This is a genomic window from Paludibaculum fermentans (genome assembly GCF_015277775.1).
In the GTDB taxonomy this organism is placed as follows: domain Bacteria; phylum Acidobacteriota; class Terriglobia; order Bryobacterales; family Bryobacteraceae; genus Paludibaculum; species Paludibaculum fermentans.
The window spans coordinates 5,711,242-5,726,805 of record NZ_CP063849.1 but is presented as its reverse complement, the minus strand read 5'-3'; the positions used below and the strand labels follow the sequence as shown (position 1 = coordinate 5,726,805).

Genomic DNA, 15,564 nt, shown 5'->3' with positions numbered 1-15,564 from the left:
TGAACGGGCGTGTGTGTCAAGAGAAAGTTTCCATAAGAGAACATTCGATGTGTTACGGAAGCGCGTCTATCGATAGAAAGTTTTGTTTCTGTTATTTTCTTCTTGACTGGCGATCGTATTCGCCCCTACACTGCGGCAATGCCGGCCGCTGGAGCTTCGTGCAAAGCGGCGGCATGAAGGAGGTCAACCCATGAAAGCTGTGAAGCTCAAGAGTCCGGCAGGGCCCCTGTTCGTTCTCCTGCTGTTGGTTTCGTCACTATCCGCCCCGGTGGCGGCGCAATCCACATTTGGCTCGGTTGTCGGACAGGTGGCCGATTCCACGGGCGGGGCGGTTCCGAACGCGAAGGTCGGACTGTTGGAGGTCAGGACCCACGTGACGCGGCAGGCCACGACTTCGCCGGACGGCCTGTATGAGTTCCTGAATGTACCCCAAGGCGAGTACAAGATTGTGATCGAGATGGCCGGGTTCAAGAGGTTCGCGACGGCGAACTTCGAGTTGCAGGCGCGGCAGATTGTCCGCATGGACGCGGGCCTGGTAGTGGGTGAGGTGGCATCGACGGTGGAAGTGGCGGCGAGCGCGCCGCTGGTGAACACGGAGACACCCACGGTCTCGTCGGTGCGGAGCAACGAGCAACTGTTGAAGGGTCCGTTCATGTACCGGTCGGCGGCCACGTCGCCGGCGCGGGTGCTGGGGCTATTCTCGGAGTCGCAGTTAGGAGTGAGCGAAGAGCGGCAGTTCTCGCTGTCGGGCGGCATGGTGTACCAGAACGACGTTTCGGTGGATGGCATCCTGTCGACGAACATTCGCGACAACGGCATCGGGTTGCGGGCGGAAGGGCTGTTCCCGTCGACGGACACGATCCAGGAGCTGAAGGTGAGCTCGGTGAACAACAACGCCGAGTTCGCGCAGATGGGCAGCATCACGACGATCACGAAGTCGGGCACGAACGCGTATCACGGGTCTGTGCTGTACAACTACTACGGCAACTCGATGCGGGCGAACCCGTCGTACTTCGCGAAGCAGGTGAACAACGGCGTGCTGCCGCGTGAAGTGAACAACGACATTGTCGGCAACGTAGGCGGGCGCATCATTCCGAACCGGACGTTCTTCTTCACGGCGTATGAGCGGCTGACGAAGTATGGGCTGGTGCGCAACTCGACCAGTGGAATCACGGTGCCGGAGAATGATATCCGGCAGGGCGATTTCTCGCGGTTCCTGACGACGGCGCAGAAGATAGTGATCAACGATCCGGCGACGAACCAGCCGTTCGCGGGCAACATCATTCCGGCGAGCCGGATCAACAGCGTGAGCCGGAAGATTGCGGACAAGTACATCGGACCGGTGAACGTGGCGAGCAACCTGTATTTCTACCTGCAGGACAACGCTCCGGAAATCCAGCAGAACTACGACGTGCGGGTCGACCATTACTTCGGAAACCGTCACAATGTGTTCGGCCGGTACAGTTGGAAGGCCTATAACCGGAAGGCGGCGACGAACTTCGAGTCGGAGGGTGGGCTGCAGACTTTGACGCCTTCGCACACGATGGTGCTGTCGGACAACTTCGTGATCCGGCCGAACCTGATCAACGAGGCGCGCTTCGGCTTCAGCCTGCTGAAGGATGTGACGCTGTCGGGGATCCGGGCGCGGGACTTCCTGCAGGATACGGGGCTGAAGCTGGTGACGTCGAGCATCCCGGATATTTCGGGCGCCTCGAATGTGAACATCAGCGGGTACACGGCGTTTGGCCGCGCGAAGGACCAGCCGCTGGTCACGCATACCTACGAGTTTGGGGACAACGTGACGTGGCAGGCCGGACACCATACAGTGAAGGCCGGCGTGCAGGTGCACTGGCTGAACTTCCAGCAGCCGGCGGGCGGCTATGGGGAACTGGGTACGTTCACGTTCGACAACAACCTGACGCGGGGTACGAATCACCCCTTCGCCAACTTCCTGCTGGGCGTGCCGACGGTGGTGAACCAGACGCAGCCGGGTCCGGGTGTGGATGCGAGCACGAACCACTACGGGTTCTTTGTGCAGGACGAGTGGCGGTTGCGGAAGGTGACGTTCAGCCTGGGTTTGCGCTACGAGCTGCACTCGCCGTTCGAGGATGCGAAGGGCAACATTGCGAACTTCCTGCAGGGGTCGGCCAACGGCGATGTGGTGGTGCCTTCGGAGGCCTCGCGGGCGATGGCGACGCCCCGATTCGTGAACGCGATTGGCACTGCCAGGATCCTGACGGCGGACCAGGCGGGCATTCCGGGGCGGCTGAGGTTCACGGACCGCAACAACTTCGCTCCGCGCATCGGCGTGGCGTGGCGGCCGTTCAACAACAACAAGACGGTGCTGCGAGCGGGCTACGGCCTCTACACGGTGCGCGTCCTGGGGCCGTTCTTCGCGGGCATGACGGACATTCACACGTCGGGCCAGCAGATCTTCACCAACACCTTCAACGACGCGACCAGTTCGCATTCCATTGTCTGGCCGAACACGTCCAACTCTTTGGCGGACCTGGGCAACGTCGCGGTGGGCACGTTGAACTTCAGCTCGGCCAACGCGATCCGGTTCCGGGATCCCTACACGCAGCAGTGGAGTTTCACGATCGAGCGCGAAGTGGCGCGGCGCAACTCAGTGCGCGTCACGTATACCGGCAACCACGGCGTCGGGCTGGTGACGTCGCCGAACATCAATGAGGTGGCGCCCAACACGGTGGGCTACAACAACCTGCCGGCGTCGGCTCGCCAGTATCCAAACTACCGGCAGGTGCGCCTGCGCGCGAACGGCGGCAGCAGCAGCTATCACGACCTGACCTTCCAGCACCGGTTGCTGGGCCTGGGCGGGTTGACGGTGACGAACTCCTACAAGTTCGCGAAGGGGATCAGCAATGTGGAGACGGATCCGAACGTCGCGAACTTCTCGAACGAGATCCCGGCGGATTTGAACAACCGGTTCGATCCGCGCTACTGGCGCGGACCGATGGTGGGCATTCCGTATCACCGGCTGCTGACCGATTTCCTGTGGGACGTTCCGCTGGGCCGCGGGCGGCACTGGGGCCGCAGCTGGAACCGGCTGGTGGATGGGATCGCGGGCGGGTGGACGGTCTCGAGCATCATGATGTTCCAGAGCGGTCCGCACCTGACGCCATTCTTCACGAGCCACTGCCAGGCCGGCACTGACTGTTCCTCCCGCAACCGGCCGGATGTGGTGGCGGGCCAGGATCCGGATACGGGCTTGAAGACGACGGAGGCGTGGTTCAATACGGCGGCGTTCACGAAGGCGCCGTTCCTGAGCGCGGACGGGAAGAGTGTCTTCGCGGGCCGGTTCGGGAATGCGGGCGTGGGTACGGTGACGGGGCCGGGCATCATGCAGATCGACGCGGGTGTCTTCAAGGATGTTCGCCTCACTGAGCGGTGGAGCATGCGGGTGCAGGGCCAGGCGAGGAACCTGCCCAATCATCCGAACTTCACCAACCCCAACATGAATATGGACAGTGCGGACTACGGCAAGATCCGCGGCCTGAACGGCAACGCCTACTCCCGCCTGATCACGGGCGGAGTGCGCATCCTCTTCTAAAGGGATGCTTCAGAGATGACCAGACGTGACCTGTTTGGCACCGTTGCACTGGCGGGTGTGCTTTCGGAGGAGAGCATGCCCGCAGTGAGCGGAGAGTTCTACCTGCCCTGGCTGAACGCGCTGGTGAAGGGGTATCTGACCAACGCGAAGAGAACGAGCGACAGCCTGGCGGTTTGTGATTTTGAGGGTGGCAGCAAGCGGCCGGACGGTCTTTCGCGATCGGGGAAGACGTATTGCAGCGTGTCGCGAATGCTGCCGGCGCTGGCGGCCTGCGTGATGGCTGGGCGGGATGCGGAGGGAGTGCTGTTCCAGGCGATTCTCAGCGTGTACCGGCACGCTTTTGATCCGGAGCATCGGGATTATTGGGGTCCTTCTCCAGCGGAGAAGCCCGACCTGCGGCAGGTGGAGTCGTCCCTGGTGGCCTGGACGCTGTGGCTGCTCAGGGACCGGCTGCCGGGCGCACTAACCGTGGCGGAGCGCGAGAACGTGCAGAGGTGGCTGGCGTCCTGCACGGTGCGGGAGGTGCGGTACAACAATTTCGCGTGGTTCACGGCGGTGAACCAGGCGGTGCGGCTGGCGCTGTCGGAGCGTTGGAGCGAGTTCCACGGCGATGAAGCCTGGATGCTGGACGATTTGAGGGCCATGGACGCGATGTATGCCGGCGACGGCTGGTATACGGACGGCAAGGGCACGCACATTCACGATTACTATTCGTTCTGGGTGTTCGCGAGCCACTATCTGTACTGGCGCGAGATCATCGGCGCAAAGTACCCGGAGTGGAACAGCCGTTTTGAGGGGCGGGTGAAGCAGTTGATGCTGCAGGCTCCGGAGTTGTTCTCGGCGAGCGGGGCGCATGCGATGATGGGCGTCTCGCTGGTGTACCGGTTCGCGGTATTGACGGCGTTGGTGCTGGCGTACCGGCAAGGCTTATGGCCGCATTCGGCCGGGCTGCTGCGCGGGCTGGTGCGGCGCAACATGGCGTTCTTCTGGGGGCATGGCGCGTTCGACGGGCAGAAGGGCAAGCTGCGGGAGACGATCTCCGAGGTGGGCACGCCGGAGTTCGCGGAGTCGTATATCGACAACGGCCATCCGTACTGGGGCATGCAGGCGTTCGCGTTCCTGCTGATCCCGCGCAGGGATGCGTTCTGGACAGAGAGAGAGGAAGAGTTGCCCTGCGAGAAGCGGGACTTCGTCACCGCCCTGGCGGGGCCGGGCGTCCTGATTTCGGGGTGCAAGAGCACGGGCGAGTCGCGGCTGCATTTCGTGAACAACGGGCGGTTTGATGCGATCTACCGGGACCGATATACGAAGTTCTCGTACTCCGGGCAACTCTTCTTTTGTTTCACGAAGCGCAAGGACAGGGCCACGTGGGACAGCGCGCTGGTGTTCCGGGATCCGGCGAGCGGCCTGATTGCGGGGCGCGCCGGTGTGGAGGGCGGACGGCTGGTGGACGGCGGATATGAGACGGAGTGGTGGGCGGTGGTGGAAGGGATTCGGATTCGGGTGCGCAGCAGGATCCGGCCGGATGGCGACAGGGAGTTTCGCTCGCATGTGGTGGAGGCTACGGAGAGCGCAATTGCGAGGAAAGTGGAGATCTGGGAGGGTTCCGCCGCGTTGCCATTCGCGGAGAATGAACAGATTGAGATTAAGGGCGCCGGGCAGCGACTGGCGGCCTCGGCCCCATTGGGGCGCGTGGGCGTGACGGAGTACAGCGGCTATGACGAGGCGGTGGTGGAGTCCAGGTTCGAGCCTGTGTTCGGGCGAGAGAACATCCACCTGTTCGCGCCACGCTGTGCGGTGTTGACATTGAAGACGGTGCTGCGGCAGCCGGTGACGGCGCTGAGTGCGACGTTCCTGTGCAGGCCGGCCCGAGGAAAAGGAGGAGTGGCTTGAGCAAGCAGGAGATCCGGCATCCGGACAAGCAGGTGTCGACAGGGGCTTATTCGGCGGGCGTGCTGTGGAGCGGGATCAAGGTAGAGATCGATGCGATTGCGCGCATCCCGGAAGGAAAGAGATAACCATGACGGAACGCAGAGAGTTCATCAAGAGCGCCGTGATCGGCGCGGCCGCCGCCATGCAGGGGGCGGCCCAGGATCGCCCGCTGCGGGTGGGTTTCATCGGGACGGGCAATCGCGGCGGGGCGCTGCTGGGTCCGGTGCTGCGCATGCCGTGGGTGCAGGTGACGGCCCTGTGCGACGTGGATGAAGCGGCGCTGGCGAAGGGGCAGGACCGGGTGCAAACCGCGGGTCAGCCGAAGCCGGCGACGTTCACGGGATCGAAGGAAGCTTACCGGCGCCTGGTGGAGCGGAACGATGTGGACGCGGTGATTGTGGCGACGCCCTGGCAGTATCACGTTCCGATGGCGTTGGCGGCGATGAAGGCGGGCAAGGCGGTGGGGGTTGAGGTGCCGGCGGCGCAGACGGTGGAGGGGTGTTGGGAGCTGCTGGAGACGCGCGACAAGACGGGGTCGCCGTGCATGATGCTGGAGAACTGGTCGTTCCGGCGAGACAACCTGGCGGTGCTGAACATGATCCGGCTGGGCCTGCTAGGTGAGATTGTGCACTGCCACTGCGCGCACGGGAACGACTGCGTGAACCGGACTCCGTGGTACTTCGACCGGCAGGGCAACGCGCGGTGGGGCGGCGAGTATCTGATCCAGCGGAATTGCGACCAGTATCCGACGCACAGCCTGGGTCCGGTGCTGAGCTGGATGGATATCAACTGCGGCGATGCGCTGGACAGTATCGTCTCGATGGCCAGCCGGTCGCTGGGGATCAATCACTACTTCGAGAAAACGCTGGGACCGGACAATCCGGCGGCAAAGCGGCACTACGCGCAGGGGGACATTGTGTCGTCCCTGATCAAGACGAAGCGCGGCAACACGATTGTGCTGAACAACGATATGCAGCTTCCGCGGCCGTACGACAACCGCTGGATGATTCAGGGCACCGAGGGTGTGTACAGCGAAGAGCGGAACTCGATCTATCTGTGGCGGCGCAGCCCGAAGGTACACGAGTGGGAGGCGTTTCCACCGTACCAGGCGAAGTACGACCACACGTGGTGGAAGCCGGTGAAGTCCGACAAGCCGGGTGTCGACCAGACAGCGGCGGGTCATGGGGGTACGGATCCACTGTTGCTGTACAAGTATCTGGAGGCGGTAAGGGACAAGCAGCCGCTGCCGTTGTCACTGGAGGATGGGTTGACGATGAGCGTGGTGGTGCCGTTGTCGCAGGAATCGATCGCGGGCGGCAGCAAGCCGGTGTCGTTCCCGGATTTCACGCGCGGGCAATGGAAGACGGCGAAGCCGTATTTCGCGGTGGACACGACCTCGGCGCTCGCATAGGGTGGGTGCCAGGGCATATTCTGAATCATGCGACGACGACAATTTCTGGTAGCTGCTTCGGCGGCGGCATCGCAATCGTGGGCGGGCGCGAACGACAAGGTTCGCGTCGCTGTGATCGGAGTGGGCTCGCGCGGCACCGCGCATATCAAAGAGATGCTGCCGGCGGGCAACATCGAGGTGGCCGCGGTGGTGGATCCGGATGGCCGGCGCACGGAAGCGGCAGCGGCGATCGTGAAGAAGCAGACCGGCAAGTCGCCGAGGATCGAGTCTGACATGCGCCGCGTGTTCGACGACAAGAACATCGACGCGGTGACGATTGCGACGACGAATCACTGGCACACGCTGACAGCCATCTGGGCCATGCAGGCGGGTAAGGATGTGTACGTCGAGAAGCCCGTGTCGCACAACGTGTGGGAGGGTACGAAGCTGGTGGAGGCGGCCCGCCATTACAACCGGATGGCGGCCGGTGGGACGCAGCGCCGCTGGTGGGGCCGGTTTCGCAAGGCGGTGGAACTGATTCACGGAGGAACCATCGGTGACGTGTATCAGGGCAACTTTGTCTTTCCGGGTCCCCGGGAATCAATAGGATTCAAGCCGGTGCAGCCGCCGCCGGCGTGGCTGAACTGGGATCTGTGGCTGGGGCCGGCTCCGGAGCAGCCGTATCACGAGAATCTGGTGCACTACAACTGGCACTGGTTCTGGGATTTCGGCAACGGCGAAATGGGCAACAACGCCATCCACCTGCTGGATATTACGCGTTGGGCGATGAAGAAGACGCTGCCGGTGCGGGTGCATTCGACAGGCGGGCGGTTCGGGTACAAGGACCAGGCGCAGACGCCGAACACGCAGAACGCGACGTGGGTGTACGAAGACGGCTCGATGATTGTGGGCCAGCTGCGCGGGCTGTATACGCCTGAGGCGATGTCGTGGGACTTCTTCGGCACGAAGGGGCACCTTCACATCTTCGACGACGGCAGGGTGCAGGTCACCCTGGGCCGGAACAAGCAACCGGAGCCTGAGCCGTCCTATCCGCCCGACGTTGACCATTTCAAGCAGTTTGCCGAAGCCGTGAGGACGCGGAACCGGAATCTGCTGCTGGCGGAGATCGAAGAGACCGCCATTTCGACGGCGCTGTGTCATCTGAGCAACATCTCGTACCGGGTGAACCGCGATTTGCGGTTCGACCCGGCGAAGATGCAGTTTTCCGGCGACTCGGAGGCGAACGGGCTGCTGACGCGGCAGTATAGAAGCCCGTACGTGGTGCCCAACGTGGTTTAGGAACTGGCGGCTTTGCTGGCCACGATGACGCCGCCGCTGCCGCCGAAGGAGATGACCCGCGGCTGCGTGGGCGTTCCTATGCGGGCGGACTGGAAGTTGAGGAAGAAGCCGGCGGGGATCTGGAGAGTATCCACGATGGTTCCATTGGGGCGCGTGACGCGGAAGTAGAAGTCCGGACGCGCCTCGGACACCGGGGTCCTGATGGTGCCGGTGGTCTCCTTGTCGGTGTCCACGTTCAGCCTGGTGGTTTGCACCACCTTATTGCCGGCCTTGCTGGCGAGCTTGTTGCGCGGGATGTAGATGCGGATGCGGCCGGCGTGATCGGTGGTGGCGGTTTGCACGGTTTCGTCGCTGGTGCGTTCGTAAGTGGTCTTGATGGTGGTGGAGATGGTGCCCGTGGGCAGGTGGTGGCTGCTGTGAGTGGTGGTGGGCGCGGGCATGACCACATCGTCTCCGGCCGGGGCAGGTGAATCGCGATCCATGAGGCGCACGGTGACGCCTCGCATGGCACGGGCGATGCCCAGGGAATCGGGCTCGAGGAACTGCACGTAGAAATAGGTGTTGAGGTTGTCCGCCCGGGTACTGAGATGGGCCGCGATGAGCATGGTGCTTTCGTCGAGGCGGATGAAGGTGCCGGTCAGCGTTGGAAGCAGGTCAGTCCCGGGGATGGGGAAATCGAGCTCGATGAAGGTGGGTTTGTTGTCGCCCCCATCGCCCAGCACCAGCGCGAAGTCGTTGCTATCGAATTCCATCATGACGCTGAGCACACCGACCACGCCCAGCGCGAAGCCCGCGGCAAAGCCGGAAGCCAGGCTGAGGCCTTGCGTCAGGATCACGGAAAGGGCCGCCAGGAGAGCCAGGCCCAGGCTGGTGATGACACACAGGATGACGTCCGTGTTGTCGAGGTCGTTGTTGGTGTCCTTTTGAACGCGGATCCGAGTGCCTTCCAGCGTGATGGTGAGCGTAGTGGTGGTGGTGAAGCCGAGGTCGACGCCGAGCGGGCAGAGGTCGACGATCTTGCCCGTGGTGATCATTTGGATGGTGCCGTTGCCGAAGGCGATGTCGGCGCTGTCGATGACGGCGTCGGGATGGGTTTGTTTGGCGATCGCTGTGAGCTGTCCACTGCGGGCCGCACTTTGGACGATGAGGCGGAGGACGGAGTCGTGGACACGGGTGAAGAAGTTCGTATCAGTGTTCGGGAAGAGCGCGGTGAGGGTGGCGGGATTGCCCGGCGAAGGGGTGCCCTGCACCTTGATGCCAACCAGGATGGCGTCGCCTCGCGTGAGCAGGGCGGTCTCGTGAATCTCCAGTTTGCCGATGGGCAGCGGGATGGAGGCGCTGATGGTCATGCGGAGCGTGGCGGCCAGCTTCTGCTGCAGGGCGTTCTGCAGGAGGATGGCGAAGCCGTCGGCCTGATCGGGCGGAGGCGGGTTGACGCGTTTGACGGGAGAGTTGGCATCGAGCTCGAGGCGGGCGTCGGTGCTGTTGGAGAGATCGAGCTGAATCTCCAGGTTCCGAGCGGCGACGCTCACGGGCACGATTTTGGTGACGAGGCCGACGCTGAGGCGAAGGCGGCCCGTGGCAAAGGTCACGACGGTTCTGAGATCGCCTGTGACGATGTGGGAGATGCGCTCGAAGTTGAGCCGGAAGGGGATGGTGAGGGCGACGCGATCGAAGCCGTCGCGCAACAGGGCGATGGTGGGCGGGGCCGTGACCTGGAAGCGGCTGATGCGTCCACCGGGTTTATCGACCACGAAGGCGCCCTGCAGCAGGTCGATCTCGCCGGAGGACAAGATTTCATCGAGGAAGACCGTATTGGGGATGGTGCCGCTGGCCAGGAGGCCGGCCAGCACCTCGTTGGCCGCAGAGGTCTTCAGGCCGGCGCTGAATTCGTACTCCCCTTGCCCGAGCGCGCGGGGGGCAATTTGCGGGTGTTTTCCAGCCGTGTAGGTGATCCTGCCGGCCTTGGCTGCGGCCTGGTTCCAGGCCAGGCGCTGCGCCGGTTTGACGACGCGCCGGGGCTGCAAATTGGACTTCAGCGACGGGCTGAACACACTGCCGCGCTTTTCCAGGGACGCGATGGGATCGTCGGCGGTGGCGACGGACCCGAGAAGGGGGAGAAGATCCTGGGGATTGGAAAGGGTGGGCATGGGGGGTGGCTCCTCTGTCGGTTGCGAAGAGGTAGTGCGGATGAGGAGCGCTTCGTTACATGACGCGGCTGGATTACTCGCAAGTGGCCGTTTGTTCGCCGAACCACCGTGCGGTGGTTTCAGGCGCGGCTTTGGAGATAGGCGCGCCAGCCGCCCAAGGAGGTGATTTCGCGGGCGCCTGTGACGCCGGCGGGTTCGCAGATGAAGCCCTTCACCTGCGTGCCATCGTCGAGACGGAGCGTCCCGATGCCTAACGGCGACGGTATGAGGGCTACGAAACTGCCGAACTCGCTCACGGGGACGCTCCAGATTTCCACTTCGATGCCGGGGCCGTCGAAGCCTTCTTCGCGGATGAGACCGGGCTTGGCGGGCGTCGAGTTTGCCAGGGCGTAGAAGCGATAATCCGGCGAAGTGCGGCAGGTCTTGACGAGTGTGCCGCCGCGCGAGGTGAGCTGGCTGTTCAAGGGCTGGCCGGTGAGGTGCGCACCGACTACGGCGACCTGGACGCATTGTTCTGGCAGGAGACGGGCGGCCACTCGGGCGAGCGCGAGGTCGGCCATGGCGGGGCCGATCAGCGTGACACCGAAGGGTGTGCCGTTGGGCCGGAAGCCGGCGGGGATAGCGAGGGCGCTGAGGTCGAGGAGGTTGACGAAGTTGGTGTAGAAGCCGAGGTTGGTGTTGAGGCGAAGGGGATCGGCTTCGACCTCTTCGACCTTGTAGATGGTGCCGGTTGTGGGCAGGAGGAGGAAGTCGATGGAGTTCCACACGGCGGCGGTCTTCGATTTCAGTTCACCCAGTTTGTAGGCGGCCTGGAACGCCTGCACGGCGGTAAGGGTGCCGGCACTGGTGATGATCTTGCGGGTGACGGGGTGCATCTCCTCGGCATGATCACGGGCGAAGTCTTCCAGGGCGGCGAGGCGTTCGGCGACCCAGGGCCCGGAGTAGAGCAGTTCGGCGGCGGCGCGGAAGGGCTCGTAGTCGATCTCGACGCGTTGACCTCCGGCTCGTTCGCAACGAGCGACGGCGGCTTCGAAGAGGCGGCGCGATTCGTTGTCTCCGAAGAACTCGAGTTGGGCTGGGGCAGGGACGCCGACGCGGAAGCGGGTGCCGGACCAGGTGTCGCCGGGATCCTGGAAGGTGCGGGTGGACCAGTCTTCGGGGTCGGGCTGGGCGGCGATGCGGAAGACGCGCTCGGCCAGGGTGAGGTCGCGCGCAAAGACGGAGACGCAGTCGAGGGTGCGGCAGGCGGGCACGACTCCGGTCATGCTGAAGATGCCGCGAGTGGGCTTGAGTCCGATGAGATTGTTGAAGGCGGCCGGGACGCGGCCGGAGCCGGCGGTGTCGGTGCCGAGGGCGAAGTCAACGTCTTCCAGCGCGACGGAGACGGCGGAGCCGGAACTGGAGCCACCGGAGATGTAGCCTTCCGAGAAGACGGAGGTGCAGATGCCGTAGGGCGAGCGGACGCCGACGAGACCGGTGGCGAACTGATCGAGGTTCGTCTTGCCGATGGCGATGGCTCCGGCCTCCTCCAGCAGGCGGACGACCGTAGCCGAGCGCTGGGGCGTGTAGGCGAAGGCCGGGCAGGCGGCGGTGGTGGGCAGGCCGGCGAGGTCGATGTTGTCCTTTACGGCGAAGGTGAGGCCGGCCAGGGGCAACGTCGGATCGATGGATTCGGTGCGCCGAATGACATCTTCTTCGGGCAAGAGGGAGATCCAGATCGGCGCGGCGCCTCGTTGCCGGATTCGCTCGTAAGCTTTGCGGATGCGTTCGGCGGGTGTCATCGCACCACCATGAGGGCCTGGCCCGGGTGGACGATGGCTCCTGGTGCGCAGCGGATTTCGACGACCTCGCAGGCTGCGGGGGCGGGTACAGCCACTTCCATTTTCATTGCTTCCAGTACGACGAGCGGGTCGCCTGCTTTGAGTTTCTGTCCAGGTTCCGCCTGGATCTTCCAGACGCTGGCCGTGATGGGGGAGCGGATGGAGCGGCAGCCTTCCGGCACGCTCTCTTCGGGCGGCGCGACGGGCACAGGTTCTTCGATGTGTTCCGCCAGGCCGGCGGCGGCCCAGCGTTCGCGCTCCGCGTGGAAGGCTTCCTGCTGCGTCGCCTTGAAGGCTGCGGCTTCTCCGGCAATGGACTGCATGAAGGACTGGTACTGCGCGAGGTTGAAGACGCCGGGCTCGGTGCGCACGGTGTATTCGCCGTGCGGGAAGCCTTCGCGCATCTCCAGGAGTTCCTTGGCGCTGACGGGGTAGAAGCGGATCTGGTCGAAGAAGTCCAACAGCCATGGCTTGCCCTGGGTGAAGGAATCAGTGGTGCGCCAGGTGTTCCACATCTGGATGGTGCGGCCGACGAACTGATAGCCGCCGGGGCCTTCCATGCCGTAGACGCAGAGGTAGGCGCCGCCGATGCCGACGGCGTTCTCCGGCGTCCAGGTGCGCGCCGGATTGTACTTGGTGGTCACCAGGCGGTGGCGCGGATCGATGGGTGTCGCGACGGGGGCGCCGAGATAGACGTCGCCCAGGGCGAGCGTCAGGTAGCTGGCGTCGAAGACGATGCGGTGCACGTCGTCGACGGAGCCGAGGCCATTGATACGGCGGATGAACTCGATGTTCCAGGGGCACCAGGGGGCGTCGGGCCGGACGGAGCGCATGTACTTCTCGATGGCCAGGCGAGTGGCTGGATCGTCCCAGGAGAGAGGCAGATAGACCGTGCGCGAGGGCACCTCTTCCACGTTCTGGGCCGAGGCAGCCGAAGCGCTGACCGCTTCGAGGATCTCCTCGCGGCGGATGCGGGCTGTGTCGTAGTGGATCTGCAGCGAGCGGATGCCGGGGGTGAGATCGACTACTCCGTTGAGGCTCTGTTGGCGGATCCAATCGGCCATGGCCTGTGCTTTCAGGCGGAGACCGAAGTCGAGATGGGCTTCGCCGAATTCGACGAGGAGGTTGCGATCGCCATCGGCTCGGACCACCACTCCGGGGGCTTGTTGCAGGATGGCGGGCTCCGCGTTGACGCGCTGGAAGTGGACCGTGTCCCCGGCCTTGAGCTGGCCGATCTTCCACAATTCGTCGTGGACGATGGTGGCCGGGCAAACGAACCCGCCGCAACTGGGGCCGTCGGGTCCCAGGATGATGGGCATGTCGCCGGTGAAGTCGACGGTGCCCACGGCGTAGGCGTTGTCGTGGATGTTGGACGGGTGCAGACCCGCTTCGCCGCCGTCGGGGCGGGCCCATTCGGGCTTGGGGCCGATGAGGCGGACGCCAGTGCGGTCGGAGTTGTAGTGGACCTTCCAATCGGTTTCGAAGAAGCGGTCGATGTCGCGATCGGTGAAGAAGTCGGGCGCTCCGTGCGGGCCGTAGGTGACACCGATCTTCCAGTGGTGATCGAACTGGGGAACGGGCCTGGCCGGCTGCGGCTCAGCGGCGACGGCCGTGCCGTAGTGGAGAAGATCGCCCGTGCGGAGGACACGACCGGCAGGGCCACCGAAGCGGCCAAGGATGAAGGTGCTGCGGCTGCCGAGATACTCGCGGACGTCAATGCCGCCGCGCATGGCGAGGTAGGCGCGCGCTCCGGGTCCGCTGACGGCGCCCATTTCGAGTATTGATCCGGCGCGCACTTCCACGGGCTGCCAGCGCGGCACGGGCGCGCCGTCGAGCGTGGCCTCCATGTCCGCGCCGGTGAGTGCGATGACGGCGCTGCTGTGGAACTTCAGCGTGGGGCCTATGAGGGTGCACTCCAACGCTGCCGCCGAGGCTTTGTTGCCCACGAGTTCATTCGCTTCTGTAAACGACTTCCAGTCCATGGGGCCGGAGGGCGGGACGCCGATGGCCCAATAGCCGAGGCGGCCTGGGTAGTCCTGGACACTGGTCTGCGTGCCGCCATCGATGACTTCCGTCAGGCGGGGGGCGTAGTGGAACTCGCCCAGGAATTTCGTGGGGAAGCCGCCGGCCTGAAAGCGGGGCTCCGCGCAGATGGCCCGCAGGTAGTCGACGTTGGTCTCGATGCCCGCCAGGCTGGTTGATGACAAGGCCGCCCGCATGCGCTGGAGGGCTTCGGCGCGGTCTGCGCCATGAGTGATGATCTTGGCGACGAGCGGGTCGTAATAGGGCGGAATGTCGGTGCCGGTTTCAACCCAGGTTTCGACACGGGCATCGGAGGGGAACTGGACGTCGGTAAGCAGGCCCGCACTGGGTTGGAAGTTCTTGAGGGGCGATTCAGCGTAGACGCGCACCTGGATGGAGGCGCCTTGGGGCGTGACTTCGCGGATGGGATCCTCGCCTCCGGCGAGGCGGACCATCCATTCGACGAGATCGGTTCCGGTGACTTCCTCGGTGACGCCGTGCTCCACCTGCAGGCGGGTATTCACTTCGAGGAAGTAGAACTCACCGCGATCGCTGTCGTAGATAAATTCGACCGTGCCGGCGGACTGGTAGGAGACCTCCTTGCCCAGGCGGATGGCGGAGTCGAAGAGGGCTTTGCGGACCGCAGCGGTGAGGCCGGGCGCGGGCGTCTCCTCGATGACCTTCTGATTGCGGCGCTGGGCGGAACAGTCGCGTTCCCCGAGGGCGACGACGCGGCCTTGGCCGTCGCCGAAGATCTGGACCTCGATGTGGCGGGCGTGTTCGACGAAGCGCTCGGCGTAGATGCCGGAGTCCTTGAAGTTTGCGCGGCTGAGGCGTTCGATGGCCGCGAAGGCGTCTTCGAGTTCGGCCTCGGTGTGGCAGAGACGCATCCCGATGCCGCCACCACCGGCGGTGGATTTGAGCATCAGGGGGAAGCCGACTTCGGCTGCCGCTTTGGCTTCCGTGATGAGGGGCGTGCCGGGGAGGAGAGGCACTCCGCAGGCCTGCGCCAGTTCCCGGGCGCGGTGTTTCAGGCCGAACTCGACCATCTGCCGCGGCGTGGGTCCGATGAAGATGATGCCGGCGGCGGCGCAGGCTTCGGCGAAGGAGGCGTTCTCACTCAGGAAGCCGTAGCCGGGATGGATGGCTTCGGCTCCGGTGCGGCGCGCTGCGTCGAGGACGGCGTCGACATCGAGGTAGCTTTGCTGCGGCGGCGGAGGGCCGATCAGGACTGCCTCGTCGGCCTGGTGGACGTGCAGCGAGTGCTTGTCTGCTTCCGAATAGACGGCGACCGAGGCGATGCCCATGCGGCGCAGGGTTCGGATGATGCGGCACGCGATGGCGCCACGATTGGCAATCAGAACTTTCCGGATCACCGGC

At 64.3% G+C, this 15,564-nt stretch carries 8 protein-coding genes; 5 read left to right on the top strand and 3 right to left on the bottom strand.

The window, feature by feature from the left end; genetic code table 11:
* Window positions 1-190: 190 nt before the first annotated feature.
* Genes IRI77_RS22510 through IRI77_RS22495 form a run of 5 tightly spaced genes read left to right on the top strand, consistent with a single transcriptional unit; the run spans window position 191 to window position 8,192 of the window.
* The gene (locus IRI77_RS22510) at window positions 191-3,571 is read left to right on the top strand and encodes a TonB-dependent receptor (protein WP_194447259.1); all 3,381 of its coding nucleotides are present in this window, start codon (window positions 191-193) and stop codon (window positions 3,569-3,571) included.
* Window positions 3,572-3,586: 15 nt separating this feature from the next.
* Entirely contained in the window at window positions 3,587-5,464 is a 1,878-nt protein-coding gene (locus IRI77_RS22505) for a DUF2264 domain-containing protein (RefSeq protein WP_194447258.1), read from the top strand.
* The gene (locus IRI77_RS38375) at window positions 5,461-5,589 is read left to right on the top strand and encodes a hypothetical protein (RefSeq protein ID WP_267239323.1); all 129 of its coding nucleotides are present in this window, start codon (window positions 5,461-5,463) and stop codon (window positions 5,587-5,589) included. Before IRI77_RS22505 ends, IRI77_RS38375 begins: the two co-directional genes overlap by 4 nt.
* Before the next feature lie 2 nt (window positions 5,590-5,591).
* Complete coding sequence (locus IRI77_RS22500; protein WP_194447257.1) at window positions 5,592-6,914, top strand: Gfo/Idh/MocA family protein; 1,323 nt, start codon at window positions 5,592-5,594, stop codon at window positions 6,912-6,914.
* 27 nt (window positions 6,915-6,941) lie between these two features.
* Window positions 6,942-8,192, top strand: a complete 1,251-nt coding sequence (locus IRI77_RS22495) for a Gfo/Idh/MocA family protein (RefSeq protein ID WP_194447256.1) — start codon at window positions 6,942-6,944, stop codon at window positions 8,190-8,192.
* On the opposite strand, the gene IRI77_RS22490 is transcribed toward IRI77_RS22495, so the two are convergent.
* The 3 genes from IRI77_RS22490 to IRI77_RS22480 all read right to left on the bottom strand — a co-directional run bounded on the left by IRI77_RS22490 (window position 8,189) and on the right by IRI77_RS22480 (window position 15,560).
* Window positions 8,189-10,342, bottom strand: a complete 2,154-nt coding sequence (locus IRI77_RS22490; protein ID WP_194447255.1) for a hypothetical protein — start codon at window positions 10,340-10,342, stop codon at window positions 8,189-8,191. The genes IRI77_RS22495 and IRI77_RS22490 overlap by 4 nt on opposite strands.
* A 119-nt stretch (window positions 10,343-10,461) precedes the next feature.
* Window positions 10,462-12,123 carry an allophanate hydrolase gene (gene atzF / locus IRI77_RS22485; protein WP_194447254.1) on the bottom strand — a complete coding sequence of 554 codons (1,662 nt, stop codon included), beginning with the start codon at window positions 12,121-12,123 and terminating at the stop codon, window positions 10,462-10,464.
* The gene (locus IRI77_RS22480; protein WP_194447253.1) at window positions 12,120-15,560 is read right to left on the bottom strand and encodes a 5-oxoprolinase/urea amidolyase family protein; all 3,441 of its coding nucleotides are present in this window, start codon (window positions 15,558-15,560) and stop codon (window positions 12,120-12,122) included. Before IRI77_RS22480 ends, atzF begins: the two co-directional genes overlap by 4 nt.
* Between the last annotated feature and the right edge of the window lie 4 nt (window positions 15,561-15,564).